The 24,273-nt window shown below is 56.3% G+C and carries 24 protein-coding genes; 8 read left to right on the top strand and 16 right to left on the bottom strand.

What is annotated here, in order from left to right; genetic code table 11:
• Positions 1 to 273 precede the first annotated feature (273 nt).
• Complete coding sequence (ptsP, locus tag NR195_RS10835; RefSeq protein WP_010248647.1) at positions 274 to 2,520, bottom strand: phosphoenolpyruvate--protein phosphotransferase; 2,247 nt, start codon at positions 2,518 to 2,520, stop codon at positions 274 to 276.
• Positions 2,521 to 2,532: 12 nt separating this feature from the next.
• Positions 2,533 to 3,060, bottom strand: a complete 528-nt coding sequence (gene rppH / locus NR195_RS10830; RefSeq protein ID WP_009087042.1) for an RNA pyrophosphohydrolase — start codon at positions 3,058 to 3,060, stop codon at positions 2,533 to 2,535.
• A 684-nt stretch (positions 3,061 to 3,744) separates the two neighbouring features.
• Here rppH and mutH point away from each other — a divergent pair.
• The 4 genes from mutH (at position 3,745) to NR195_RS10810 (ending at position 6,750) form a co-directional block, all read left to right on the top strand.
• The gene (gene mutH / locus NR195_RS10825; protein WP_010248652.1) at positions 3,745 to 4,422 is read left to right on the top strand and encodes a DNA mismatch repair endonuclease MutH; all 678 of its coding nucleotides are present in this window, start codon (positions 3,745 to 3,747) and stop codon (positions 4,420 to 4,422) included.
• Between the two features lie 99 nt (positions 4,423 to 4,521).
• The gene (locus NR195_RS10820; protein WP_010248654.1) at positions 4,522 to 5,232 is read left to right on the top strand and encodes a TerC family protein; all 711 of its coding nucleotides are present in this window, start codon (positions 4,522 to 4,524) and stop codon (positions 5,230 to 5,232) included.
• 118 nt (positions 5,233 to 5,350) lie between these two features.
• Positions 5,351 to 5,569 (top strand): YgdI/YgdR family lipoprotein, encoded by a 219-nt coding sequence (locus NR195_RS10815; RefSeq protein ID WP_003853956.1) that lies wholly within the window; start codon positions 5,351 to 5,353, stop codon positions 5,567 to 5,569.
• A gap of 140 nt (positions 5,570 to 5,709) precedes the next feature.
• Complete coding sequence (locus tag NR195_RS10810) at positions 5,710 to 6,750, top strand: NADP(H)-dependent aldo-keto reductase (RefSeq protein ID WP_010248659.1); 1,041 nt, start codon at positions 5,710 to 5,712, stop codon at positions 6,748 to 6,750.
• A gap of 39 nt (positions 6,751 to 6,789) precedes the next feature.
• On the opposite strand, the gene NR195_RS10805 is transcribed toward NR195_RS10810, so the two are convergent.
• The 5 genes from NR195_RS10805 to NR195_RS10785 form a co-directional block, all read right to left on the bottom strand.
• Complete coding sequence (locus NR195_RS10805) at positions 6,790 to 7,242, bottom strand: GNAT family N-acetyltransferase (RefSeq protein ID WP_167430391.1); 453 nt, start codon at positions 7,240 to 7,242, stop codon at positions 6,790 to 6,792.
• Entirely contained in the window at positions 7,239 to 8,012 is a 774-nt protein-coding gene (locus NR195_RS10800) for an FCD domain-containing protein (protein ID WP_010248663.1), read from the bottom strand. Before NR195_RS10800 ends, NR195_RS10805 begins: the two co-directional genes overlap by 4 nt.
• A 96-nt stretch (positions 8,013 to 8,108) precedes the next feature.
• On the bottom strand, positions 8,109 to 8,426 hold the full coding sequence (locus tag NR195_RS10795) for a PTS sugar transporter subunit IIB (RefSeq protein ID WP_010248665.1): 318 nt from the start codon (positions 8,424 to 8,426) through the stop codon (positions 8,109 to 8,111).
• 15 nt (positions 8,427 to 8,441) lie between these two features.
• Complete coding sequence (locus tag NR195_RS10790; protein ID WP_256844506.1) at positions 8,442 to 9,869, bottom strand: glycoside hydrolase family 1 protein; 1,428 nt, start codon at positions 9,867 to 9,869, stop codon at positions 8,442 to 8,444.
• Positions 9,866 to 11,224 (bottom strand): PTS sugar transporter subunit IIC, encoded by a 1,359-nt coding sequence (locus NR195_RS10785; RefSeq protein ID WP_256844505.1) that lies wholly within the window; start codon positions 11,222 to 11,224, stop codon positions 9,866 to 9,868. The genes NR195_RS10790 and NR195_RS10785 overlap by 4 nt, the downstream gene beginning before the upstream one ends.
• A 178-nt stretch (positions 11,225 to 11,402) precedes the next feature.
• Between NR195_RS10785 and NR195_RS10780 the strand changes: the two genes are divergently transcribed.
• Positions 11,403 to 11,711 carry a PTS lactose/cellobiose transporter subunit IIA gene (locus NR195_RS10780; protein WP_010671044.1) on the top strand — a complete coding sequence of 103 codons (309 nt, stop codon included), beginning with the start codon at positions 11,403 to 11,405 and terminating at the stop codon, positions 11,709 to 11,711.
• A 32-nt stretch (positions 11,712 to 11,743) separates the two neighbouring features.
• On the opposite strand, the gene lysA is transcribed toward NR195_RS10780, so the two are convergent.
• On the bottom strand, positions 11,744 to 13,000 hold the full coding sequence (gene lysA / locus NR195_RS10775; RefSeq protein WP_250488845.1) for a diaminopimelate decarboxylase: 1,257 nt from the start codon (positions 12,998 to 13,000) through the stop codon (positions 11,744 to 11,746).
• 102 nt (positions 13,001 to 13,102) lie between these two features.
• Here lysA and NR195_RS10770 point away from each other — a divergent pair, with 102 nt between their 5' ends.
• Entirely contained in the window at positions 13,103 to 14,023 is a 921-nt protein-coding gene (locus tag NR195_RS10770) for a LysR family transcriptional regulator (protein WP_010248675.1), read from the top strand.
• Here NR195_RS10770 and NR195_RS10765 read toward each other — a convergent pair.
• Positions 14,020 to 15,183, bottom strand: coding sequence for an MFS transporter (locus NR195_RS10765; RefSeq protein ID WP_256844504.1), 1,164 nt, complete (start codon positions 15,181 to 15,183; stop codon positions 14,020 to 14,022). The genes NR195_RS10770 and NR195_RS10765 overlap by 4 nt on opposite strands.
• Positions 15,184 to 15,544: 361 nt before the next feature.
• On the opposite strand from NR195_RS10765, the gene NR195_RS10760 reads away from it, so the two are divergent.
• Positions 15,545 to 16,171: a serine protease gene (locus NR195_RS10760; RefSeq protein ID WP_029519406.1), complete on the top strand. Its 627-nt coding sequence runs from the start codon at positions 15,545 to 15,547 to the stop codon at positions 16,169 to 16,171.
• 378 nt (positions 16,172 to 16,549) lie between these two features.
• Here the strand turns inward: NR195_RS10760 and lysS are convergent, their stop codons facing one another.
• The 5 genes from lysS to xerD all read right to left on the bottom strand — a co-directional run bounded on the left by lysS (position 16,550) and on the right by xerD (position 22,775).
• The gene (lysS, locus tag NR195_RS10755) at positions 16,550 to 18,070 is read right to left on the bottom strand and encodes a lysine--tRNA ligase (RefSeq protein WP_010248682.1); all 1,521 of its coding nucleotides are present in this window, start codon (positions 18,068 to 18,070) and stop codon (positions 16,550 to 16,552) included.
• 9 nt (positions 18,071 to 18,079) lie between these two features.
• A protein-coding gene (prfB, locus tag NR195_RS10750) for a peptide chain release factor 2 (RefSeq protein ID WP_099257461.1) occupies positions 18,080 to 19,178 on the bottom strand; the annotation gives its coding sequence in 2 pieces (ribosomal slippage) (positions 18,080 to 19,102 and positions 19,104 to 19,178; 1,098 coding nt in all).
• 231 nt (positions 19,179 to 19,409) lie between these two features.
• Positions 19,410 to 21,143, bottom strand: coding sequence for a single-stranded-DNA-specific exonuclease RecJ (gene recJ / locus NR195_RS10745; protein WP_033769918.1), 1,734 nt, complete (start codon positions 21,141 to 21,143; stop codon positions 19,410 to 19,412).
• A gap of 3 nt (positions 21,144 to 21,146) precedes the next feature.
• Entirely contained in the window at positions 21,147 to 21,860 is a 714-nt protein-coding gene (gene dsbC / locus NR195_RS10740; RefSeq protein ID WP_010671049.1) for a bifunctional protein-disulfide isomerase/oxidoreductase DsbC, read from the bottom strand.
• A 21-nt stretch (positions 21,861 to 21,881) separates the two neighbouring features.
• Complete coding sequence (gene xerD, locus NR195_RS10735; protein WP_010248689.1) at positions 21,882 to 22,775, bottom strand: site-specific tyrosine recombinase XerD; 894 nt, start codon at positions 22,773 to 22,775, stop codon at positions 21,882 to 21,884.
• Positions 22,776 to 22,877: 102 nt separating this feature from the next.
• Between xerD and fldB the strand changes: the two genes are divergently transcribed.
• A complete protein-coding gene (gene fldB, locus NR195_RS10730; RefSeq protein ID WP_010248777.1) occupies positions 22,878 to 23,396 on the top strand; it encodes a flavodoxin FldB in 519 nt (172 codons plus the stop codon).
• A gap of 128 nt (positions 23,397 to 23,524) precedes the next feature.
• Here fldB and NR195_RS10725 read toward each other — a convergent pair whose 3' ends face one another.
• Positions 23,525 to 23,935 (bottom strand): protein YgfX, encoded by a 411-nt coding sequence (locus NR195_RS10725; RefSeq protein WP_010671050.1) that lies wholly within the window; start codon positions 23,933 to 23,935, stop codon positions 23,525 to 23,527.
• Positions 23,910 to 24,176, bottom strand: coding sequence for an FAD assembly factor SdhE (gene sdhE / locus NR195_RS10720; protein ID WP_010248781.1), 267 nt, complete (start codon positions 24,174 to 24,176; stop codon positions 23,910 to 23,912). Before sdhE ends, NR195_RS10725 begins: the two co-directional genes overlap by 26 nt.
• Positions 24,177 to 24,273 lie beyond the last annotated feature (97 nt).

Here is a 24,273-nt window from a genome sequence, read left to right as displayed (position 1 = left end):
CCTGACGGGCGTTCAGGTTGCTAAAGCAGCCTGTGTGAGCACTGCCCGGGGCCAGAATGGCAAATAAAATAGCCTGACCCGTCAGGCGTACATTGTTGCAGTCAGTCTGGTCATTTACAGCGCGCAACAACCGGAGCGTACACATAGTACGTGAGGATTACTCGCTGTGCTCGCCCCTTCAGGGCCGCCCTGACGGGCGTTCAGGTTGCTAAAGCAGCCTGTGTGAGCACTGCCCGGGGCCAGAATGGCAAATAAAATAGCCTGAAGTGGCGCTTAGCGACCGCCGCGGATCAATCCACCCAGCCCGCGACGCTCCATAAAGGTCGAGACCAGATGACGAACCTCGGTGGCGGTATGAGCATTCATACCCTGCTCGCTGAGTTGCTGCGCTTCTTCGTGATCCAGATGGCGCAGCAGGTATTTCACCCGTGGTACGTTTTTGCCGTTCATGCTGAGATGGTGATACCCCAGCCCGACCAGCAGCGCCACGCACATTGGATCGCCGGCCATTTCACCACACAGGCACAATTCCAGATTGGCCAGACGGGCTTCCTGCGCAATCGTATTCAGTGCACGCAGCATCGCCGGATGCAGCGAGTCGTAGAGATTGGCCACGCGGGTGTTGTTGCGATCCACCGCCAGCAGATACTGGGTCAGATCGTTGGTGCCAACCGAGACAAAATCGACCCTTGACGCCAGATGCGGGATCATAAACAGCATCGACGGCACTTCAATCATGATGCCGATGCGCGGCGCGGGGATCGTATAGCCCAGCATCTCTTCGACTTCGCGTCCTGCGCGATCGATCAGCTTTTTCGCTTCGTCGATCTCATCGATATGGCTGATCATCGGCAGCAGAATACTGAGGTTGCCGGATGCGGCGTTGGCACGCAGCATCGCGCGCACCTGCACCAGGAAAATTTCCGGCTGGTCAAGCGTCAGGCGGATGCCGCGCCAGCCCAGACAGGGATTCTCTTCACTGATAGGCATGTAGGGTAGCTGTTTATCTGCTCCTACATCCAGGGTACGCAGCGTCACAGGCTTGTTGTGAAACAGCTGTAACATGCCCTGATACTGTGCCACCTGCTCCTCTTCCGACGGGAAGCCGTTCTGCAGCATAAACGGGATTTCGGTGCGGTAGAGACCGATGCCATCCACCCAGTTGCCCAGCGTCTGCTCATGCTCCGGGCTTAAGCCAGCATTCAGCATCACCTGCACGCGCTCGCCGCTTTTCAGCTCACCGGGCTGATCGACCACGCCTTCCGCCATTTTGCTCAGCGCATTCTCTTCGCTGATCAAACGCTGGTACTCCTGCACCAGCACCGGCTCGGGATCGATCAACAGCTCACCGCGATACCCATCGACGATAAGCAAACGTTTGTTGAGCTGATGAGGCTGGATGTCAGCGCCCATGACCGTCGGGATCCCCATCGCGCGGGTCAGAATCGCCGCATGGGAGTTAGCTGCGCCGTCACGCACCACCACGCCCGCCAGCCGCTCATGCGGCAGCTCAGCTAAAGTGGTGGCGGTCAGCTCATCGGCCACCAGCACAAAGCGTTCCGGCCAGGCATTGGTCCCGACCAGCGTATCGTCAAGGTGAAACAGCAGGCGCTGACCCAGCACCCGCAGATCGCCTGCGCGTTCACGCAGGTAGGTGTCCGTCAGGCTGGCAAACTGTTCAGCAAACTTCTCGATCACCTGTTTCACTGCCCATTCGGCGACCGATCCGCGTTCGATCTCATCGAACAGATCTTTTTTCAGTCGGGCATCGGTTAACAGGTGAGAGTAAAGGTCGAAAATGGCCGCACTCTCTTTCTGAGCGCTGGCGCTGAAGCGTTTACTGAAGCGACGAAATTCACTGGTGGCTTCACTCATGGCGAGCGACAGACGCTCACGTTCGCGATGAACATCCAGCGTTGAGGCAGCCGAAACCTGATCGAGCAGTGGCTGCGTCTCATCTACCCAGCCCGGTGCCACCGCCACGCCAGGCGCAGCTGCAATCGCGCGCACCCGCGTCTGCCGGAACTGACCAAACAGCTGGGCCATCTGCGACTGCGACAGCAATGCCGCCATCTGGGTGGCAAGGGTGACCAGAAACGACTCTTCGCTTTCATCAAACTGACGGTGCTCGCGCTGCTGTACCACCAGCACGCCCAGTAACTGGCGACGGCTGATAATCGGCACGCCGAGGAAGGAGCGGTAGCGCTCCTCTTTCACTGCGGGGATATATTTAAAGCTGGGATGACTCTGGGCGTCAGCAAGGTTAATCGGTTCGGCCAGACGGCCCACTAAACCGACGATCCCCTCGTCAAACGCCAGGGTCACGGTGCGGCCACGCGGTTTTTTAAGTCCGCGCGTCGCCATCAGGTAGTAGCAGTGACGATCGTGGTCGGCGAGGTAAACGGAACAGACTTCCGTATCCATCGCCAGACAGATCTCATTAACCAGGATGTCGAGTGCTTCATTGAGACGCGGCGCACTCGCCACTTTTTCTACAATTTCGCGCAACTGAGTGAGCATAAAGGGCGTGGCCTATCCTCTCTTACGTCGATGGGCAGGATTATTTCGCTGCCCCGCACTCTCCTGCATAGACATCACCACGCCAGCGAATTCCTTCATCACCCGACGATAAACGTCGCGCTTAAAGGAGACAACCTGACGCACCGGATACCAGAAACTGACCCAGCGCCAGCCATCGAACTCGGGCGTGCTGCTGTGCTGCACATTGATATCCGCGTCATTACACATTAACTGCAGAAGAAACCACTTTTGTTTCTGGCCGATACATACCGGCTTTGTGTCCCAACGCACCAAACGTTTTGGCAACTTGTAACGTAACCAGTTACGGGTAGAAGCAAGTATTCGAACATCTTTCCGGTGTAATCCGACTTCTTCGAACAGTTCGCGATACATCGCCTGTTCTGCGGTTTCACCGGGATTGATGCCTCCCTGAGGAAATTGCCAGGAGTGCTGTCCAAAGCGCCTGGCCCATAACACTTGTCCCTGCCGGTTACAGATTACGATACCAACATTCGGGCGGTAGCCATCATCATCGATCACCGGACTACCTCAAAGCAAAATTTGAATGAGCTGATTGTTTCACACTCCTTACAGGCGGTAAACCACTGGATTCATGGGGGGTTAAGCCATCATCGCCGGGATAACTCACAGAAAATGGCAAAGTTATAAACAATGACCGAGAAAAAGATCGATCTTATTCACCTTTTCTGTGGATAGCTTTGTGCAGAACGCGGGAGTTATCTGAATAACCTTTTCCGTGCGCGCTGAAGAGCCAAAAAGAACCAACAACACATCAGTATGATTTTTAATGACATTAAATCGAAAATCTTACCGGTAAATCTTTTATAAACAGTGAATATTTTCATGGTAACTGACAATTGCTTAAAATATAAGCACACTGCTTTTTATCCACAGATAATCGCTCAGGGTTAGGCCAGAGCGACGAAATTATGGCCAGATCGTGAAAAGTCAAGGCTGTAAATGGAACCAGTACCGCACTCAGACGGTGGTTATCCCATTTTTCTGTGGATAACCGGGCTGGAGATCCTGTTCATTGTTGCGGGTAAGCTGGGATAACCCTGAAGCACCTGGGGCGGCGAGCGTGCAATCCGCTAAAAAAAGCACGATCTATCATGTTATTATCGATACCTGACGCGGATTATTTATGTGAGAAACGTGACTCACCTGCTACTGTACAAATTTTAATCATTGCGAGTGTTCACCATGAGTTACCAGCCAGGACCACCTGAAGATGAAGCCAGCCTGCTGGCACGCGCGCAGGATTTAGCCGGTTTGACCCTGGAAACCCTGGCCGCGCGCGCCGGTCTGCCCATGCCTGCGGATCTCAAACGTGATAAGGGCTGGGTCGGCATGCTGCTGGAGTGGCATCTTGGTGCCAGCGCAGGCAGCAAAGCGGAGCAGGACTTTGCCCATCTGGGTATCGAACTGAAAACCATCCCGATTGATGCGCAGGGTAAACCGCTGGAAACCACCTTTGTCTGCGTGGCACCTCTGACCGGCAACAGCGGCGTGACCTGGCTCACCAGCCATGTGCGACACAAGCTGGCGCGGGTATTGTGGATCCCGGTTGAAGGCGGGCGTGAGATTCCGCTGCGGGAACGCCGTGTCGGCGCGCCGCTGTTATGGAGCCCCGATGCGGAAGAAGATGAGATGCTGCGACAGGACTGGGAAGAGCTGATGGATATGATTGTGCTGGGTCGCGTAGAGCAGATTACCGCGCGACATGGTGCCTGGCTGCAAATCCGGCCCAAAGCCGCCAATAGCAAAGCGCTGACAGAAGGAATCGGCGATCAGGGCCAGCCAATCATGACGCTGCCGCGCGGTTTCTACCTGAAGAAAAGCTTCACCGGGCCCCTGCTGGCGCGTCATTTTCTCCTCTGAACGTCGCCACCCGCGTTGATGTGTCGCAATTTTGTGGGAGATCGGCGAAATGAATGCGTATAATCGCCGTTTACTTTTCGTTTAGGATTAAATGTCGGTATGTTTGAGTGGATTTCCGATCCCAACGCCTGGCTGGCGCTGGGCACCCTGACCATCCTTGAGGTGGTGCTGGGTATTGATAACATCATTTTCCTGTCGCTGGTGGTCGCTAAACTGCCAAAACACCAGCAAGCCAGCGCACGTCGCATTGGTCTGATGGGCGCGATGCTGATGCGTCTTGGCCTGCTGGCTTCTATCGCGTGGGTAGCCCGTCTGACTAACCCGCTCTTTACGCTGATGGATCATGCGTTCTCGGCGCGCGATCTGATTCTGCTGTTTGGCGGACTGTTCCTGCTGTGGAAATCGAGCATGGAGATCCATGAAACGATCGAAGGCAGCGAAGGCGAACACAACACCCGCGTCCATTCCTTCCTGGGTGCGATTGTACAGATCATGATGCTCGACATTATTTTCAGCCTCGACTCGGTGATCACGGCCATCGGCCTCTCCGATCATCTGTTCATTATGATGGCGGCGGTGGTTATTGCCGTGCTGATGATGATGTTCGCTGCGCGCGCGATCGGTGAGTTTGTTGACCGCCATCCGTCAGTGAAAATGCTGGCTCTCTCTTTCCTGATTCTGGTCGGTTTCACCCTGATCCTGGAGAGTTTTGCGGTCCACGTACCAAAAGGTTACATTTATTTCGCTATGTTCTTCTCAATGGCGGTTGAGTGTCTTAACCTGATGCGCAGTAAGAAAAAGCACGCCTGATAAAGTCAAGGGCGAGCCTGCTCGCCCGGTTATTTTCAGATTCATACGATTAACCCTGCCGGCAAAACCATTTATTACTACACTGTTTGCACTTGACCATTTGTGAGGATTAGGCGTGATGAAAGGGTTGGCAGGAGTAGCACTGGTGATGGTAACCGCCGCATTCTTAAGTGGATGCAGTTCTGATTATGTCATGGCGACCAAAGATGGCCGGATGATCATGACCGAAGGCAAGCCGAGCATTGATAAAGAGACCGGCCTGGTGGAGTACACTGACCAGACGGGTCATATGGTGCAGATTAACAGCGATGAGGTTTCTACGATCATTGAACGTTAAGTGCCCGATTTAATCACCTGCCACCGATTCCCGGCTGGCAGGTGATTTCCCCGACTTTTCCCCCTTCCTTCCCCGCCATTGCTCGCGCTATAGTCCCTGAGGACACAACATTCCATTCCATAAAGAAAAGGAAGCTGGCAATGCACTATCATCGTATTCCCCACAGCACGCTGGAAGTGAGTCAGCTGGGGTTGGGCACCATGACGTTTGGCGAACAGAACAGCGAAGCCGACGCCCATGCTCAACTGGATTTAGCTATCCGTTCCGGCATCAACTTTATTGATACTGCCGAGATGTATCCGGTGCCCCCGCGTCCGGAAACCCAGGGTCTGACCGAACAATATATTGGCAGCTGGCTTAAACAGCGCGGCAGCCGCGACAAAATCATTCTTGCCAGTAAAGTGGCCGGGCCTTCACGTGGCAATGATGCGTCGATTCGCCCGGATATGGCGCTGGACCGTAAAAACATCCGCGCAGCACTCGATGCCAGCCTGAAACGCCTGAATACTGACTACCTTGACCTCTACCAGCTGCACTGGCCACAGCGTCAGACCAACTATTTTGGCAAGCTTGGCTATCAGTACAGCGAAACCACTGCTCAGGTGACGCTGCTGGAGACGCTGGAAGCGCTGACCGAACAGGTGCGCGCTGGTAAGATCCGCTATATCGGGGTGTCGAACGAAACCGCGTGGGGCGTGATGCGCTATCTGCAGCTGGCGGAGAAGCATGAGCTGCCGCGCATTATCAGCATTCAGAATCCCTACAGCCTGCTGAACCGCAGCTTTGAAGTGGGTCTGGCCGAAATCAGCCAGCATGAAGGCGTAGAGCTGCTGGCGTATTCCAGCCTGGCGTTTGGAACGCTGAGCGGCAAATACCTGAATGGCGCGCAGCCTGCGGGCGCACGCAACACGTTGTTCAGCCGCTTTACCCGCTACAGCGGCGAGCAGTCACAAAAGGCGATTGCCGAATATGTGGCACTGGCTCAGCAGCATCAGATCGACCCGTCGCAGATGGCCCTGGCCTATGTGCGTCAGCAGCCGTTTGTGGCCAGCACGCTGCTGGGCGCTACCACGCCTGAACAGTTGCAGATCAATATCGACAGCTTCAATCTGACCTTAAATGCAGAGATCCTGGAAGGCATTGAGGCGATCCACCGTCGTTATACTTATCCGGCTCCCTGAGCGTTCTGTTGCCAGCTGCCGCGTGGCGGCTGGCATCACTTACAGGTCGCGATAATAGAGTTTTACCGGCTTAGCGGGATACTCCAGCGCTTCACCCTGTGGCAGCCAGCCATAACGTTCGTAGTAACCCTCAAACGTTGACCATAACCACAACTGTGGATAGCCCCGTGCCTGTGCATAGGCGATGACATGCTGCTGCAGCGCTTGACTGACACCTTTGCCGCGCACCGACTCATCAACATAGAGCGCCGCCAGCCAGGGGAAAAGATCCTGACGGCTGATCAGGTCGCAGCGCCAGAATCCCACCGTGCCGACTGCCCTGCCCGCCTCCACGGCAACGAAAGTCACTGGAAAATCAGCACCGATAAGGCTGCTGTTCACCACACTGGCAAAGAACGCCCGGCTGGTGGCTTCACCAAATGCGCGCCACTGCCAGTCGATGATCTGATCGGCAAATTGGGGGGCATCGCTGAGCGATACAATCTCAATCACATCAGTTTCCCCTGAAAGATCGGGACTGAATCAAACAGGTAGCCATCAAAGTCAGGCGCATCGGCGTCGGAAAGCTCCAGCAGCGTATTCTTGACGTTCTCAAGGTGCTGCCAGGTGGATTGCCAGGCCCCCATCACATCACGCCGACGCAGAGCGGCCAGGATTGTCTGGTGATCGCCGAGCCACTTCAGGCGATAGGCGCGGGTTTCAAACTGCGGGCGCAGCTGCTGCCAGAGCGGGCTGCTGTCATGATGTCGCCAGATACTGGTGACGGTATCGAGCAGCATCTGGTTCTGACTGGCACCCGCCAGCAGCAGATGAAACAACTTGTCGTTGTCCTGACTGCTGTCGTTGGCGGCGATAGCACGCTGCTCCTGTTCCAGCGTTCGGCGCAGATTTTCAATGTCCGCTTTGGTCGCCATTTTTGCGGCAAAGGCTGCAATATTGCTCTCCAGCAACTGACGTGCCTGTAGCATTTCAAACGGGCCAACGTCGCTGCGGAAGAAGGCCTCTTCTTCGTCATCACTGGCGGAAGGAATACGCATCACATAGACGCCGGAGCTCTGGCGGATATCCACCGTACCTTCCAGCTCCAGCATCAATAATGCCTCGCGCACGATGGTCCGGCTGACGCCCCAGGTTTCAGCCAGCTGACGTTCAGGCGGCAGGCGCGATCCCACCGGATAGTGCCCGTCACAGATCTGCTGACGCAGGTGCTGACCAATTTCCTGATACTGCTTTTTTTCTTGCGGCGCTTCGGCTTTGTCCACACTGTCACCCTTTGCAATCAATGCGCTAACGGCATTGCCGCGGTTCCCTGCGCGACAATGCCCGCGAACCGGAGAGGCTGGCTCGCAAACTGGGGCTCAGTGTATCAAAGCCAGCGCCTGATCGAGTACCTTTGCACCATTCAGCGTGCCGTAAGCAACCGTATCGATCACCGCGATGGGCAACTGATAGCTGTCGGTGAGTTTTCTGTTCTCCTCCAGTTTGAAGCGCACCTGTGGCCCCAGCAGCACGACCACCACCTCGTTGCCGTAGTTTTGCAGCTCTTCACGCAGATTTTGCTCCGGAATGGCGTAGATCTGAAATGCCAGTCCGCGAGCGGCAGCCTCCTTTTCCATCCGCGTCACCACCATTGAGGTCGACATGCCCGCAGCACAGGCCAGAACAATTCGTTTCATGCTCGTTTCCTCGCGTTATTTCGGCTCATCATCAAGCCACAGGGTAAATTGCTGCGTGTCGCGCAGCGTACGGAACCAGTGGGCAGATTTCTTCATACGGCGCTGACGCTGCTTATCTAAGTCGATTTCGATAAGACCATAGCGATTTTTAAAGGCATTCATTGGCGAGACATTGTCGGTAAACGCCCACAGCATGTAGCCCTGACAGTTAATCCCCGCCTGACTGGCGCGTATCGCCTGATGCAGGTGCTCGCTGATAAACGCGATGCGGTAATCGTCCTGAATCTCCCCGTCGGCATTTTTGAACTGCGCTTCGTTCTCTATTCCCATACCGCTTTCCGCCACAAACCACGGGATATTGCCGTACTCATCGCGCATCCGCTGCGCCATATCCCAGATAATTTCAGGCTGAATTTCCCAGCCGCGTGAAGGGTTCATCCGTCGCCCCGGCAGTTCAAAGTGTTCGTAATACCAGGCGGGATGAAAGGGTGTCCTGGGATGCCAGGCGCGGGACGGTGCCTTCACGCGATGCGGATAGTAGAGATTAAGCCCGACTTCATCGACGGTATTGGCGGCAATAATCGCCAGCTCTTCCGGGGTGGTTTCCCACTCAATCTGATGCTTATCAAGCAGCGCCAGCAGCTCCGCCGGATACTCGCCTTTAATGGCGGGATCGAGAAACACCCGGTTGTAGAACAGGTCATAAATATGCGCCGCTTTCTGGTCGTGCGGGGCTGACGATCGCGGATAGGTGACTTCCGGATTGAGTATGGTACCAATGCGACCGGCATAGCCTGCCGCGCGGAACAGCTGCACTACCCGGGCGGTAGCAAGATTCTTGTGGTGGTTCCACTGCATCCATTTATGGGTGTTCTGCTCATAAGGCCAGCGCAGCGCGTCGAGATAGACGCGGGTCTGCACCACAATCGGCTCGTTAAACACAAACCAGCGCGTGACCCGACCGGCATAGCGTTTAAACACCTGTTCGACATAGCGGATAAAGAGTTCAACGACATGTTTTGACTGCCAGCCGCCATACTGGTCCAGCAGCGTGGCGGGCAGCTCGTAATGCTCCAGACAGAGCATCAGTTCAATGCCCTGGCGCTGCATTTCATCAATCAGCCGGTCATAGTAAGCCGCGTACTCCTCATCGACCGTAGCGGTTTCGTAATCGATCAGGAAACGCGACCAGTTGATTGAAGTGCGGTAGTGGGTCAGCCCGCTGGCCTTCATTAGCGCCACATCCTCACTAAAGCGGTTGATAAAGTCGGTGGCAACCGCCGGGCCGTAGCCGTTGTGCCAGACGTGACGATCCTGCTGATACCAGGCGTCAGGCCAGGAGTCCTGCCCCGCTTTTTTTCCGCTCCAGCCTTCCGTCTGCCAGGCGGAGGCAGCAGCTCCCAGAATGAAATTCTCAGGTATGTGGACAGTCTGACGACTCATAACACCTCCGTTCGGTTAGGGTTCAGCTCAGGTTGCAGGCTCTTTGCTTCCGCTGCTTCTGCTGCATCCGCGCGGCGGGCTGCGACTTTCACAAATGGCAGATAGATAAGTACTGACACCAGAATGCAGACGATCTGCGTCACCACCGCACCCATCGATCCGGCCGTTGACAGCCAGGCATTGATAATCGGAGGCGTGGTCCATGGCACCATCACCACGGCTTTCCCGGCAAATCCCATCACCGTAGCGAAGTAGCCGATAGAACCTGTCACTAGCGGTGTGATGATGAAAGGGATAGCCAGTATCGGGTTAAGCATAATCGGCATACCAAATATAACCGGCTCGTTGATATTGAAAATGCCTGGCCCGAACGACAGTTTGGCGATTTCACGCATCTCTTTGCGTCGCGTTGCCAGCATCACGGCGGTGAGCAGCCCGATGGTCAGGCCGGAGCCGCCGATGCTCATATAAACATCCCAGAACGGCATGGTGATAATGTTCGGTGCCTCTTTTCCCTGCTCAAAAGCGGTCATGTTGACCATAATCGCGCCCAGCAACAGCGGCTCACGGATCGGCTTCACCATCTGATTGCCGTGAATACCAATCACCCAGAACAGCTGGGCAACGAACATCAGAATCAGAATGCCCCACAGGCTCTGCACCACCGACTCCAGCGGCTGCTGCACCACCTGGTATACCGCGTCGTAAAGGTACATGCCGGTGACGCGATGGAAGATAAAGCCAAAAGTCGCTATCAGCGTCACGGTGATGATTGAGGGGATCAGCGCGGAGAAAGAGGCGGCCACATTGGGCGGCACCGTGTCGGGCATTTTGATTTTCAGCCGCTCAACCTGTTCGAGGCGGCAGTAGATCTCTACTGATAGGATGGCGATAAACATGCCGAGAAACAGGCTTTTGGTATCGGAGAATTGTTTGGCCAGCACGTCGGTGACCTGGTGCATCTGCCCATCGACCATCATCTGTAAGGTGGTCGGCGTCACGGATACAAAGCAGATGATCGCCAGCAGGCCGGGAAACAGCGTTTTTATACCGTTGATGCGCCCAAGCTCAATACCAATCAGGAACACCGCACCAATGTTGAGAAAGCTGAGCGTGGCGTAATTGATACTGCTGGTGATGGGCTTGAGGTCAGCTAAAAAAGCCAGGGCGGCAAAGCTGGCAAGGCCATTTTTGCTGTCCAGCACCATGTTAGAGATCAATACCGAGAAAGCGCCAACAATGATCACCGGCATCAGGGTAATGAATGAGGCTTTAATCGCCATGATGTAGCGATAACTGTTAAAGCGGGTAGCAAAGCTGCCCAGGGAATCGATAAGGCGGTCCTGTAGAGACATGATCAACCCTCAGAGATGTAAGATCGGTATTCCTGTAATCGTCGTGGTCTTCCCTGTTAGTGGCATACCAAAATGACGAATTCCCTCGGTTTTTTCTGTGACGAGCCTCCCGGAAACGCTTATTGGCATTCCAGTATGATTAAAACGGCCAATTTGGCATACCAATAGCGGAGGCGTTATGGATTACGAACAGACCATGATGGAATTGCTGATCAATGCAGGGGAAGCCCGTTCGTCGGCGATGATGGCGATTCAGTGTGCGCGCAAACGCGACTGGACCGGGGCTGACGCGGCGCTGGCTGCTTCAGATACCGCGGCAAAAGCGGCACATAAAATTCAGACCGCGTTGATTGGTGCAGACGAGGGAAGCGGAAAATTGCCGGTCACGCTGATTCTGGTGCATGCGCAGGATCATCTGATGAATGCAATGCTGTGCCGCGAGCTGGCAGAGGAGCTGGTCATGCTGCGCAAAGAGATCTATGGCTGACAGGCGGCGCGCCGGCCGCCTGAGCGAGGTGATTAGCTGATTTCCAGTGCCAGTAGCGACTCAATAGTCTGCGCGCGGCGGATCTCGCGCGGCTGGCCCTGCTCAAACAGCACTTCCGGGATCAGCGGACGGCTGTTGTAGTTAGAGGACATGGATGCACCGTAAGCTCCGGTGTCGTGGAACACCAGGTAATCGCCAACCTTTGCCGCCGGAATCGCGCGTGGTTCGACCATGCCGCCCTCCAGCTGGGTAAAGACATCACCCGATTCGCACAGCGGGCCAGCGACCACGGTGTCGATAGTCTGCTGCTCATCAATGGCCCGCTCATCGCCCGCCATCAGCGAGATATGGTGATAGCTGCCATACATGGAGGGACGCATGAGGTCACTGAAACCGGCATCGACCAGCACGAAGTGACGGCTGCCCATCGACTTAACCGCCCGTACCTGAGAGACCAGCACACCGGCCTCGGCCACCAGGAAACGGCCCGGTTCGATCTCCAGCTTTATCGCGTGACCCAGATGCTGAGCGATACGCTGCCGCGCTGCATCCCACAGGCCGAAATAGTGATCGGTATCGATCGCCTCTTCGCCATAGCGATAAGGCACAGAGAGGCCGCCGCCCGCAGAGATCGCGGTCAGATCCTGACCCGACGCCATCACCAGTTCAACCATCGCATCACAGACCTGCTGCAGATGCGCATAATCGACGCCAGAGCCGATATGCATATGAATGCCCACCAGCTGCAAGCCGTGCTGTTTAATCGCCGCCAGCGCCACGGCTAAATCGGCATGCCAGATCCCGTGCTTGCTGTTTTCGCCACCGGTATTGGTTTTCTGACTGTGGCCGTGACCAAAACCAGGATTGACCCGCAGCCACACCGCATGTCCCGGTGAGACCGCGCCGAGCTGATGCAGCATATCGATCGATCCGGCATTAACCGGCACCTTTAACGCGGTCACCCGCTCCAGCGTCGGCTGATCGAACAGATCCGCGGTAAAGACGATCTCATCACCGCCAGGCTGGTAACCCGCGGCCAGCGCACGTTCGATCTCACCCAGCGATACCGAGTCCACTTTCACGCCTGCTGCGCGCATCAGGCGCAGGATATGCGTATTCGAGCAGGCCTTCTGCGCAAAGCGCACCACATCAAATGCCTGCAGCTGGGCAATACGCGCCTGAATAATCTGCGCATCATAAGCCCAGAATGGCCCGGCGTAGCGGCGTGCCAGCGGCAGCAGGTTAGCGGCGCTGAGTGCGGTTTCGGTACTCTGTAAGGAACGTGGCATGGCAATTCTCCTGTGGCAATAGCTGCATTAAGCCAGAATCGTGTCATAGCGAAAAATATCTGTTTTAATAGCATCTATGCAGAATGGATATAGGAAGGGTGCGTGGCGAACATTAACTGGCGGCATATCGAGATTTTTCATGCGGTGATGACCAGCGGCAATCTGACTCAGGCCGCGACACTGCTGCACACCTCACAGCCGACGGTGAGCCGGGAGCTGGCACGCCTGGAGCAGCAGCTGGGATTAGAGTTGTTCGGACGGGTTCGTGGTCGCCTGCAACCGACGGTGCAGGGATTGCGTCTTTTCGAAGAGGTGCAGCGATCCTGGTACGGACTGGATCGCATCATGGAAGCGGCTGAAGGGCTGCGCCAGTTCCGTCAGGGTGAGCTGTCGATCGCCTGCCTGCCCGTTTTTTCGCAGTCGCTGCTGCCACCACTATGTCAGCCCTTTTTACAGCGCTACCCGGATGTGAGCCTGAATGTGATTCCGCAGGAGTCGCCGCTGCTGGAGGAGTGGCTGTCAGCACAGCGCTACGATATCGGCTTAACCGAAACCCAGCACGCTCCGGCCGGCACTGACCGTCTCGCCCTGCTGACCTGCGATGAAGTGTGTGTATTGCCTCAGCATCACCCTCTGAGTCAGCGTTCAGAGCTGACGCCGCACGATTTTGCGGGCGAACAGTATGTGAGCCTGTCGCGCAGTGACAGCTATCGTCAGTTGCTGGATGCGCTGTTTCATGAGCAGGGAGTCGAGCGGCGGCTGGTGATGGAGACGCACAGTGCCGCTTCGGTGTGCGCCATGGTCAGAGCGGGCGTGGGCATTTCAATTGTGAATCCGCTGACGGCGCTGGATTACGCCGACAGCGGTGTGGTGATGCGTAAGTTCAGCGTGGCGGTTCCGTTTACCGTCAGCCTGGTGAGGCCGCAGCACCGCCCTGCATCGGCGCTGGTCGATGCCTTTGTCAGCCATCTGCAACGGCAGGTGGCTGACTTTCCGGCACGCATCGCCGCCCGCCTGGCTTAAGCGCGAACCCTGGCGGCTGCGCGGCCCGATTTGCGGAAGGTGATCAGACAGATCAGCAGGCCGATTGCCGCCAGCGCAGCGGCAGCAACCGGCACCGCCGTCAGGCCATATCCACGGCCAATCACCGCACCGCCGACCCAGGCACCCAGCGCATTGCCCACGTTAAACGCCGAAATGTTCAGGGTTGAGACCAGGTTAGGCGCCTCTTTGCCATGACGTACCACGTTGATCTGCAGGCCCGGCACCGTCGCAAAGGTCGCCATCGCCCACAGGAACAGGGTGATCTCTGCCAGCCACAGCGCATGGCTGGTCCAGCTGAACAGCAGCGAGAAGATGGCGATCAGGGAGAAGCTGAGGATCAGGCTAAAGGAGACTTTCCAGTCGGCCAGTTTGCCGCCAAGAATGTTACCGACCGTCAGGCCTGCGCCAATCAGGAACAGCGTCCAGCTGACGCCGCGATCGCTGATGCCCGTCACCTCTAGCAGCAGCGGCGCAATGTAGCTGAACAGCGCAAACATCGCCGCGGCAAAGAACACCGTCATCAGCAGCGACAGCCACAGTTTCCCGTTGGCCAGTGCACCAATTTCACTCGCCAGGTGAACCGGCTTTTCCTGTTTATTGTTGGGCAGACTCACGATCAGGGCGATAAACGCCAGCACGCCAATCACTGCCACGCCCCAGAAGGTGGCTCGCCAGCCAAACATCTGTCCGAAACTGGTTCCCAGCGGAACGCCCAGCACGTTGGCTAAGGTCAGTCCGGTGAACATCAGTGCGACAGCGGAAGCCTGACGACCGGCTGGCACCAGACTGGCGGCGACCACCGCGCCAATACCGAAGAAGGCACCGTGACAAAGCGCGGTGACGATGCGTGCCAGCATCAGCAGGTTATAGTTGTAAGCCAGCGCACACAGCAGGTTGCCGACAATAAATATCATCATCAGCAGAATCAGCGTTTTTTTACGCGGCAGCCTGGCGGTGAGCAGCGCCATAATCGGCGCACCAATCGCCACGCCCAGCGCGTAGCCGCTGATCAGCCAGCCCGCCGACGGAATCGACACCTGAAGGTCACGCGCCACCTCCGGCAGCAATCCCATAATGACAAACTCAGTGGTTCCGATGGCGAACGCACTCAACGCCAGCGCCATTAATGCTACAGGCATAACACTCTCCCAATATCATTTGCAGGTGAACTGCACAGACGCGCAGCCCCTCGACGCTTATTAAAATTTGATCTGCGTCACGGTGAGCATTACAGCACAGTGATGATGCGCGACATAGCCTGCGCGCAGCAAAGGATTATTGCCCGGGCCGCAATAATCCTGCCGCTTTGCCGGAACAAATGGCTTTGTCAGCCTGCTGGCTAAGCCCGTTAAAGCGCACATGACCCAGGGTCAGGTTGTCATTTCCCGCGAACCCGTTACGCTTTTTAGTGCGTATTTAATTAATAAATCCTTAACGTTGCCGATATATCCCTAATCAATTGCCAGGTGATGTGATCAACTTCTGACGCAGGGAGAGAGAATGCAACGACTCATAGCCTTAATGGTGTTTGGCTTAACCGGCTGCTCGGTGGGTCATTATGAGTACAGTAAAGAAGCTGAAAAACGGGTGGATATGACCGTGACCGGCATTCCCACCGTGCTGGGTTTAGGCACGCTCGGTACCACCATCCCACTGACGCCGGAGTACAGCCTGACCGCCGCACATGTGGCAAAGTTTTCGCTTTACCGGGTCAAAGCCTGGCATCCGCAATGCGATCTGGCCGTGGTCTACCACAAAAACAGCGAAATGAACCTGCCACCCAACTTTCGTAACAGCCACATCGGCGATCAGGTCAATCTCTACGGCTACAGTTTTATTTCGGCCATGCCGGTCAGTTCCAGCGGGCAGAACCTGATCAATACCACGCTGGCGAACAGCTGGAACAAATCAGACTGCGTCGTGGTGGCGGCGAATGCGGGGGTGGTTAAAGGGATGTCGGGCGGCGCAGTCTATAACGCCTCTGATGATACGCTGGCGGGCGTGATTATTGGCTACAGCAATAACATCAACGACAATGTCAGCGGTAAGACACTCTATAAGAACGTTGCGCTCTATGTGCCTTACTCGCGATTTCAGACATGGCTGGATCAGGCGATTAAATCCTGATATCTGCTGAACGAACAGATGTAAAAAAGGCCGGAATTTCCGGCCTTAAGCTTGGTGACAAAGTCGGGCCTGGTTCGCTGTAAGACCGAGCCTGCACAGGTAACACGGTCAGATCGGAAAGACGCAAAAACTGTCATCCATGACCGCTCGGCCCACGCGATTACGCACCTCATCCCTGAGGTGCGCCCGTAGCCCGGGCCAACGCTTTGCGTTGTTCAAAAACGCTCCCGGCGTTTTTGTCCATTCGCGGGACGCTTTCCTCTTCTGACCGTGTTCCCTGTGCCGTGAGTTTATCAGTTGCTGCCAAATTCACTCTGATTCGGCTTTGTCATCACGCTGTCAGGCCTGAAGATCAGGCCTGACAGCGACTCATAACGATTACTTGCTGCCTGGGCGCAGTGCCGGGAACAGAATCACATCGCGGATAGTGTGGCTGTTGGTAAACAGCATCACCATACGGTCAATACCGATACCCAGACCGGCGGTTGGCGGCAGACCGTGCTCCAGTGCGGTGACATAGTCTTCGTCGTAGAACATCGCTTCGTCGTCGCCAGCATCTTTGGCATTCACCTGCTGCAGGAAACGCTCAGCCTGATCTTCCGCATCGTTCAGCTCGGAGAAGCCGTTACCGATTTCACGACCGCCAATGAAGAACTCAAAGCGATCGGTGATTTCCGGGTTCTCGTCGTTACGACGGGCCAGCGGAGAGACTTCAGCCGGATATTCGGTGATGAAGGTCGGCTGAATCAGATGCGCTTCAGCGGTCTCTTCAAAGATTTCGGTTACGACACGGCCCAGACCCCAGCTTTTCTCAACCTTGATGTGCAGTGATTGAGCAATCGCCACCGCTTTATCAAAGTCTTCCAGATCGGCCAGATCCGTTTCCGGACGGTATTTCTTGATCGCTTCACGCATGGTCAGTTTTTCAAACGGCTTACCGAAATCAAACTCCTGCTCGCCGTAAGGCACCACGGTGCTGCCCAGCACATCCTGCGCCAGCGTACGGAACAGGCTTTCGGTCAGCTCGATCAGATCTTTGTAATCCGCATAAGCCATATAGAGTTCCATCATGGTGAACTCTGGGTTATGACGTGGCGAAATACCTTCGTTGCGGAAGTTACGGTTGATCTCGAACACGCGATCGAATCCGCCCACCACCAGACGCTTCAGATAAAGCTCTGGAGCGATACGCAGATACATGTCGATATCCAGCGCATTGTGATGGGTGATGAACGGACGCGCAGACGCGCCGCCAGGGATCACCTGCATCATCGGGGTTTCCACTTCCATAAAGTCGCGGCCCACCATGAACTGGCGAATGCCGGCCATGATCTGCGAACGAATTCTGAAGGTGTTACGCGACTCCTCGTTGGCGATGAGATCAAGGTAACGCTGACGGTAGCGCGTTTCCTGATCGGCCAGGCCGTGGAACTTGTCCGGCAGCGGACGCAGTGCTTTGGTCAGCAGGCGCAGTTCAGAACAGTGAATCGACAGTTCGCCGGTTTTGGTTTTGAACAGTTTGCCGCGCGCGCCCAGGATATCGCCGAGATCCCACTTTTTGAACTGCTCGTTGTAGATGCCTTCAGCCAGATCGTCACGCGAGACGTAAAGCTGAATCCGGCCACCCACATCCTGCAGGGTCACGAAAGAGGCTTTACCCATGATACGACGGGTCATCATACGTCCGGCAACGCTGACTTCGATGCCGAGATCTTCAAGCTCTTCGTTGCTCTTCTCGCCATAGCTCTCATGCAGCTGGTTTGAGAGACTGTCACGACGAAAATCGTTAGGAAACGCCACGCCATTTGCACGCAGCACGCTCAGCTTTTCGCGACGCGCTTTCAGTTCGTTATTTAACTCAACGGCGGCATCAGCGCTCTGCGGTTGTTGTTCAGACATGTCGGTTCCTTATAACCCTGCTTTTAAACTAGCTTCAATGAATCGATCCAGGTCGCCGTCCAGCACCGCCTGGGTGTTACGCGTCTCTACGCCGGTGCGCAGATCTTTGATGCGTGCATCATCGAGAACGTAAGAACGGATCTGACTTCCCCAGCCGATGTCGGACTTGTTGTCCTCCAGCGCCTGTTTCTCAGCGTTTTTCTTCTGCATCTCAAGCTCGTACAGCTTCGCTTTCATCTGCTTCATCGCCTGATCTTTGTTCTTGTGCTGAGAACGGTCATTCTGACACTGGGTGACGGTACCGGTTGGAATATGGGTAATACGTACCGCAGATTCCGTCCGGTTAACGTGCTGGCCGCCCGCCCCTGACGCACGATAGACGTCAATGCGCAGATCGGCTGGGTTGATGTCGATATCAATATCGTCATCCACTTCCGGGTAGATAAAGGCGGAGCTGAATGAGGTGTGACGACGACCACCGGAGTCAAACGGGCTCTTACGCACCAGGCGATGCACGCCCGTTTCGGTGCGCAACCAGCCAAAGGCGTAGTCGCCTGACACGCGAATGGTCACAGATTTAATGCCTGCAACTTCACCTTCAGACTCTTCGATAATTTCAGTTTTGAAGCCTTTGGCTTCAGCCCAACGCAGATACATACGCATCAGCATGCTGGCCCAGTCCTGCGCTTCGGTGCCGCCGGAACCCGCCTGCAGATCGATGTAGCAGTCGGCGCTGTCATACTCGCCAGAGAACATGCGGCGGAATTCCAGCTCGCCCAGCTTGCCCTCAAGGACATCCAGCTCGGCAACCGCTTCGTCGAAAGTCTCTTCGTCTTCCGCTTCTACCGCCAGTTCAAGCAGACCCTGCACATCTTCCAGGCCCTGCGACATCTGATCCAGCGTCTGCACGATCGCTTCCAGCGAGGAGCGCTCTTTGCCCAGCGCCTGAGCACGCTCAGGTTCGTTCCAGACATCGGGCTGTTCCAGCTCGGCGTTTACTTCTTCGAGGCGTTCTTTCTTGGCATCGTAGTCAAAGATACCCCCGAAGAACGTCGCTGCGCTCACTGAGGTCCTGAATACGGTTTTTGACCGGGTTGATTTCAAACATGGCTTTAGCGTCTTTCTTATGTTCGATGGGACAGGAAATTTAACGCACAAGTTTACCCGAAACTGGCGGCAGATTGTAGCGCTGAGACAGCGGGCTGATGCCGGGACGGCGTGACGCGTTGCATTTGCTTATCAGGCTGCGACGACCACCGCTCGTACAGCAGGTTAACGCAGGGAAAAAACAGGCTGACGCGCCTCTGCCGTGACCGGAGACGCGCGCGCCTTAGAAAAATCAAAGCGGCCAGATATGGTCAATGATTAGCTGTACCGAGCGGTTACCGCGATACTCATTGATATCCAGCTTATAGGCCAGCTCGACCTGACGAATGCTGCTGTCGGGCCACAGGGTGGTATCGACATTAAAGGCGATACCGTCGATCAGCGGACCGCCGTCCAGCGGTTCGACCATCACTTTCAGATGTCGCTCGCCCACCAGCCGCTGTTGCAGCAGCTTAAATTTGCCGTCAAAGGCGGGTTCCGGGAACGCCTGGCCCCAGGGCCCCGCTTCGCGCAGCATCTCAGCGGTCTGCAGCGAAAACTCCTGCGGCTGCAACGCGCCATCTGACCAGATGATGCCCTGCAGAGATTCGCCATCCAGCCACTCACCGACCAGATCGGCAAAGCGCTGACGAAACTCCTCGTAGCGTGCGGTTTCCAGTGATAAGCCTGCCGCCATGGCATGACCGCCGAACTTCAGCATCAGGCCGGGATTCAGCGTATCCAGACGCTCCAGCGCGTCGCGCAGATGCAGACCGGCAATTGAGCGGCCTGAGCCTTTCAGCGTGCCGTCGCCCGCCGGAGCAAAGGCAATCACCGGACGATGGAAACGCTCTTTCAGACGGGAGGCGAGGATCCCCACCACCCCCTGATGCCATTCGGGATGATAAAAGGCCAGCCCCAGCGGCAGATCGCGCTGCTCACGCTCCAGCGCCTGACACAGCGCCAGCGCTTCGCTCTGCATGCCCTGCTCTATCTCTTTTCGTGTCTGGTTCAGCGCGTCCAGCTCACTGGCTAACATCCGTGCCTGACTGAGATCCTCAGTCATTAACAGCGCCACGCCCACCGACATATCGTCGAGCCGGCCTGCGGCATTGAGCCGTGGCCCCAGCGCAAAGCCGAGATCGCTGGCCGCCATCTGACGCGCATCGCGATTAGCAATCTCCAGCAGCGCCCGGATGCCTGGCCGGCATTTTCCGGCCCGGATGCGGCTGAGTCCCTGCCACACCAGAATGCGGTTGTTGACGTCGAGCGGCACCACGTCGGCAACCGTGCCGAGCGCCACCAGATCCAGCATCTCCGCCAGATTGGGTTCGGTGCGGGTGGCACCAAACCAGCCCTGGGTGCGCAGATGGGCGCGCAGCGCCAGCATCAGATAGAACGCAACGCCCACGCCCGCCAGTGCACGTGAGGGAAAGTTGCAGTCCGGCAGATTGGGATTAACGATCGCCTCAGCGGCTGGTAAGGTCTCGCCCGGCAGGTGGTGGTCGGTAATCAGCACCGGAATCCCGTGCTGATGGGCACATTCAACGCCGGCGTGGGAGGAGATGCCGTTGTCGACGGTCAGGATCATCGCCGCGCCGCGCGCCCGCGCCTGCTCAACCACTTCAGGGCTGAGGCCATAACCATCTTCAAAGCGGTTAGGCACCAGATACTGCACGTTGCCGCCGCCCATGCTGCGCAGCGCCATGACCGTCAGCGCGGTACTGGTCGCGCCATCGGCATCAAAGTCGCCCACCACCATAATGCGACGCCCATCCAGCAGCGCCTGATGCAGCAGTTCCACTGCGCTCTCAATCCCGCTTAAGGACTGGTACGGCAGCAGGTTTTTCGCCCCGCGCTCCAGCTCTGCCGCGTCGCGCACGCCGCGTTGCAGATAGAGTCGTTTCAGCAGCGGCGGCAGCGTCGCCGGAAGCGCATCATCAACCGTCACCTCACGGCGACGGAGTTCCACATCCTGTTTTACCACCGATTAACCACCACGCTTCTGATTGTCCAGCACCTGCTTCAGCTCCTGCGGCGACTGATAACCTGGGATCATCATGCCGCTGTCAGTCAGCATCGCGGGCGTGCCCTGAATGCCGAACAGCACGCCAAGTTTATAGTGCTGGGCGATATCGATTTTGCAGCTGTCTGGTGCGGCCATCTTCGGCGCATTGCCTTTCATCGCCTCATCAAACGCTTTATTGCGGTCAGCGCTGCACCAGATCGCTTTCATCGCTGGTTCAATCTGACCATTCAGCCCTTCACGCGGAAACGCCAGGTAACGCACGGTGATGCCCAGCGCATTGTAGTCCGCCATCTGCTCGTGCAGCTTGTGACAGTAGCCACAGGTGATGTCGGTAAAGACCGTGATCACGTGCTGCTCTTTAGGCGCTTTGTAGACGATCATCTCCGGCACCAGCGCTTCGACTTTTTTGTCCAGCAGCTGGTTGGTGACGTTGACCGGCTGTTTGCCGCTGACGTCATAGAGCGGACCCTGGATCATGTGTTTGCCGTCGTCGGTCACGTAGAGCACGCCGCTTTCTGACAGCACGGTTTTAAAACCCGGCAGCGGTGACGGGCTAATTTCTGTCTGGTTCAGACCGAGCTTTTTAAGTGATTGCTGAATGGCGCTGTCATCGGCCTGTGCGAGACCGGAAAAGGCGCTGGCTAAAAGAGCCAGCATGGCAAAATGCTTGTTCATTTTTGTCCTTATCGCCGCGGTTCAGGCCCGCGGATGGTGTTGTTGATGCAACTGACGCAGGCGCTCAGTGGCGACGTGCGTATAAATTTGGGTGGTGGAGAGATCGCTGTGTCCCAGCAGCATCTGTACGACACGCAGATCGGCACCGTGGTTCAGCAGATGGGTCGCAAAGGCATGGCGCATCACATGCGGTGATAACTTTTCGCTGTCGATCCCCGCCAGCGTGGCGTAATGCTTGATGCGATGCCAGAAGGTCTGGCGCGTCATCTGCTGCGCCCGATTACTGGGAAACATCACGTCCAGCGTCTGACCGTTGAGCAGCCACGGACGACCATGTTCCATATATTGCTCCAGCCAGTAAACCGCTTCTTCACCTAAAGGCACCAGCCGCTCTTTATCCCCTTTACCGATAACCCGGACAACGCCCTGGCGCAGGCTGATGTCGCTGAGCGTCAGGCCAATCAGTTCGGAGACGCGCAGGCCCGTGGCGTAGAGCAGCTCCAGCATCGCTTTGTCGCGCAGCTCCAGCGGGATATCGATATTCGGCGCCTGTAACAGTCGCTCGACCTGCGCCTCACTGAGATCTTTCGGTAAACGCTGCGGCAGTTTTGGGGCTGACAACAGCGCGCTGGGATCGTCCGGGCGCAGCTTTTCGCGGTAAAGATACTGGAACAGGCGACGCATGGCGCTGAGCAGCCGCGCTGAGCTGGTCGCCTTGTAGCCTCCCTCCAGCCGTTCAGCCAGAAACTGCTGCAGATCCAGCGGCGCCACGCTAAGCAGCGTCAGCTGATGATGCGCCAGCCATCCGGTCAGCGTCTGGAGGTCCTGGCGATAAGAGGAGAGAGTGTTCTGCGCCAGATTGCGTTCAATCCAGAGCGCATCAAGAAACTGTTCTGTCAGATCGCTGTCCTGCACGTTATCTCCGCCGTCTGGTGTAAAATCATGCTCATTATGCCTGATTCAGCAGCGCTTCTGGTACAATTGCGCCAAAGTCAGTATTTACAGAGTGTTATCTGCATGAAAATCGGTCTTTTTTACGGTTCCAGTACCTGTTACACCGAAATCGTAGCGGAGAAAATTCGCGATTTTATTGGCGAAGAGTTAGTGACGCTGCATAACGTGAAAGATGACGACCCGCGCCTGATGGAGCAGTACGATTTGCTGATCATGGGCATCCCGACCTGGGATTTCGGTGAGTTGCAGGAGGACTGGGAGGCGATCTGGCCGCAGTTGCCCGCGCTGAATCTGCAAAACAAGATTGTCGCACTCTATGGCATGGGCGATCAGATTGGCTATGGCGAGTGGTTTTTAGATGCGCTCGGCATGCTGCACGATTTGTTGCAGCCGATGGGAGTACGTTTTGTTGGCTACTGGCCGCTTGAAGGCTATGAGTTCACCAGCCCGAAACCGCTGAGTGCCGATGGCTCACAGTTTGTGGGTCTGGCGCTTGATGATGTGAATCAGTTTGAGGTCACCGATGAGCGCGTTGAGCAGTGGTGCGAGCAGGTGTTAACCGAAACCGCCGGACTGCTCTGACGGCCCTTCTGCCGGTGTCGAACCCTGGCATGAACAGGTGAGCGGCTTTAATCGCTCTTGCCTGTCATTATTGAACCGCAATGCAGGCAGATGAACGGCTTCAGACGCTCTTGCCTGCACTGCTGCCATTAATGCCGCGCCGGGCTGAAGCAGCAGGCGCGTAACGCCCGCCATTCGCCAGGCTGCATATTGTCCTGCATCAGCCACCAGCGCAGCGTGGCACCCTGTTCGCTCTTCGCCACCAGCAGCACGCCAACGGGTAACCAGCGTAGTGGCTGAGTTGGCCGCCAGCGTTTTCCCTGCCAGATCCAGCAATGGACGCTTTCCCGCTGTAACGTACCGTGCCGTTGAATCAATCGCCAAACGCTGCGCCAGCCCTCAGCCAGCAACAGCAGAATAATCGGCGCTTTAACCAGCCAGCCGCCTGCAGGCAGCGTCATCAGCACCACGCCTGTTACGGCTGCTATCAGCCAGGCGCAGACTAACCCGCACGCCAGACGAGAGGGCCGCAGCTTACATTGCCACCGGGCCGCGAGCATGGTTACGCTGCTGGATCAGGTTCACCATCCGCTTAAGCTCCGGATCCTTTGGCTCACCGTGATTCATCAGCCAGTTAAACAGATCGGGATCGTCACTCTTTAGCAAATCCACAAAGACCTGCTTATCGGTGTCGCTCAGCGTCTCATACTCAAATTTGAAGAACGGCATAATAGCCACATCCAGTTCCAGCATGCCGCGACGGCAGGCCCACTGAATGCGTGATTTATCATTAATATCCATGCATCAATTTCCACAATTCACAACGTGGCGCCTAGTGTAACCTGGTTTAATGCCGCTCGCAGGCGCAGCGTCGCATGCTGTGCAACCTGCCACATTT

The organism is Pantoea sp. Ft-CA_14, from assembly GCF_024520875.1.
In the GTDB taxonomy this organism is placed as follows: domain Bacteria; phylum Pseudomonadota; class Gammaproteobacteria; order Enterobacterales; family Enterobacteriaceae; genus Pantoea; species Pantoea agglomerans.
This window is presented reverse-complemented; position numbering and strand designations above follow the sequence as displayed.

What these genes read in the sequence shown, in the direction of transcription:
- NR195_RS10765 (WP_256844504.1), bottom strand. Translation starts at nt 15,183, where the DNA reads ATGCCTGTAGCATTAATGGCGCTGGCGTTGAGTGCGTTCGCCATCGGA.
- NR195_RS10820 (WP_010248654.1), top strand. Translation starts at nt 4,522, where the DNA reads ATGTTTGAGTGGATTTCCGATCCCAACGCCTGGCTGGCGCTGGGCACC.
- ptsP (WP_010248647.1), bottom strand. Translation starts at nt 2,520, where the DNA reads ATGCTCACTCAGTTGCGCGAAATTGTAGAAAAAGTGGCGAGTGCGCCG.
- lysA (WP_250488845.1), bottom strand. Translation starts at nt 13,000, where the DNA reads ATGCCACGTTCCTTACAGAGTACCGAAACCGCACTCAGCGCCGCTAAC.
- NR195_RS10790 (WP_256844506.1), bottom strand. Translation starts at nt 9,869, where the DNA reads ATGAGTCGTCAGACTGTCCACATACCTGAGAATTTCATTCTGGGAGCT.
- lysS (WP_010248682.1), bottom strand. Translation starts at nt 18,070, where the DNA reads ATGTCTGAACAACAACCGCAGAGCGCTGATGCCGCCGTTGAGTTAAAT.
- fldB (WP_010248777.1), top strand. Translation starts at nt 22,878, where the DNA reads ATGAAAATCGGTCTTTTTTACGGTTCCAGTACCTGTTACACCGAAATC.
- mutH (WP_010248652.1), top strand. Translation starts at nt 3,745, where the DNA reads ATGAGTTACCAGCCAGGACCACCTGAAGATGAAGCCAGCCTGCTGGCA.
- NR195_RS10780 (WP_010671044.1), top strand. Translation starts at nt 11,403, where the DNA reads ATGGATTACGAACAGACCATGATGGAATTGCTGATCAATGCAGGGGAA.
- sdhE (WP_010248781.1), bottom strand. Translation starts at nt 24,176, where the DNA reads ATGGATATTAATGATAAATCACGCATTCAGTGGGCCTGCCGTCGCGGC.
- NR195_RS10785 (WP_256844505.1), bottom strand. Translation starts at nt 11,224, where the DNA reads ATGTCTCTACAGGACCGCCTTATCGATTCCCTGGGCAGCTTTGCTACC.
- NR195_RS10815 (WP_003853956.1), top strand. Translation starts at nt 5,351, where the DNA reads ATGAAAGGGTTGGCAGGAGTAGCACTGGTGATGGTAACCGCCGCATTC.
- NR195_RS10810 (WP_010248659.1), top strand. Translation starts at nt 5,710, where the DNA reads ATGCACTATCATCGTATTCCCCACAGCACGCTGGAAGTGAGTCAGCTG.
- NR195_RS10795 (WP_010248665.1), bottom strand. Translation starts at nt 8,426, where the DNA reads ATGAAACGAATTGTTCTGGCCTGTGCTGCGGGCATGTCGACCTCAATG.
- NR195_RS10760 (WP_029519406.1), top strand. Translation starts at nt 15,545, where the DNA reads ATGCAACGACTCATAGCCTTAATGGTGTTTGGCTTAACCGGCTGCTCG.
- NR195_RS10725 (WP_010671050.1), bottom strand. Translation starts at nt 23,935, where the DNA reads ATGCTCGCGGCCCGGTGGCAATGTAAGCTGCGGCCCTCTCGTCTGGCG.
- dsbC (WP_010671049.1), bottom strand. Translation starts at nt 21,860, where the DNA reads ATGAACAAGCATTTTGCCATGCTGGCTCTTTTAGCCAGCGCCTTTTCC.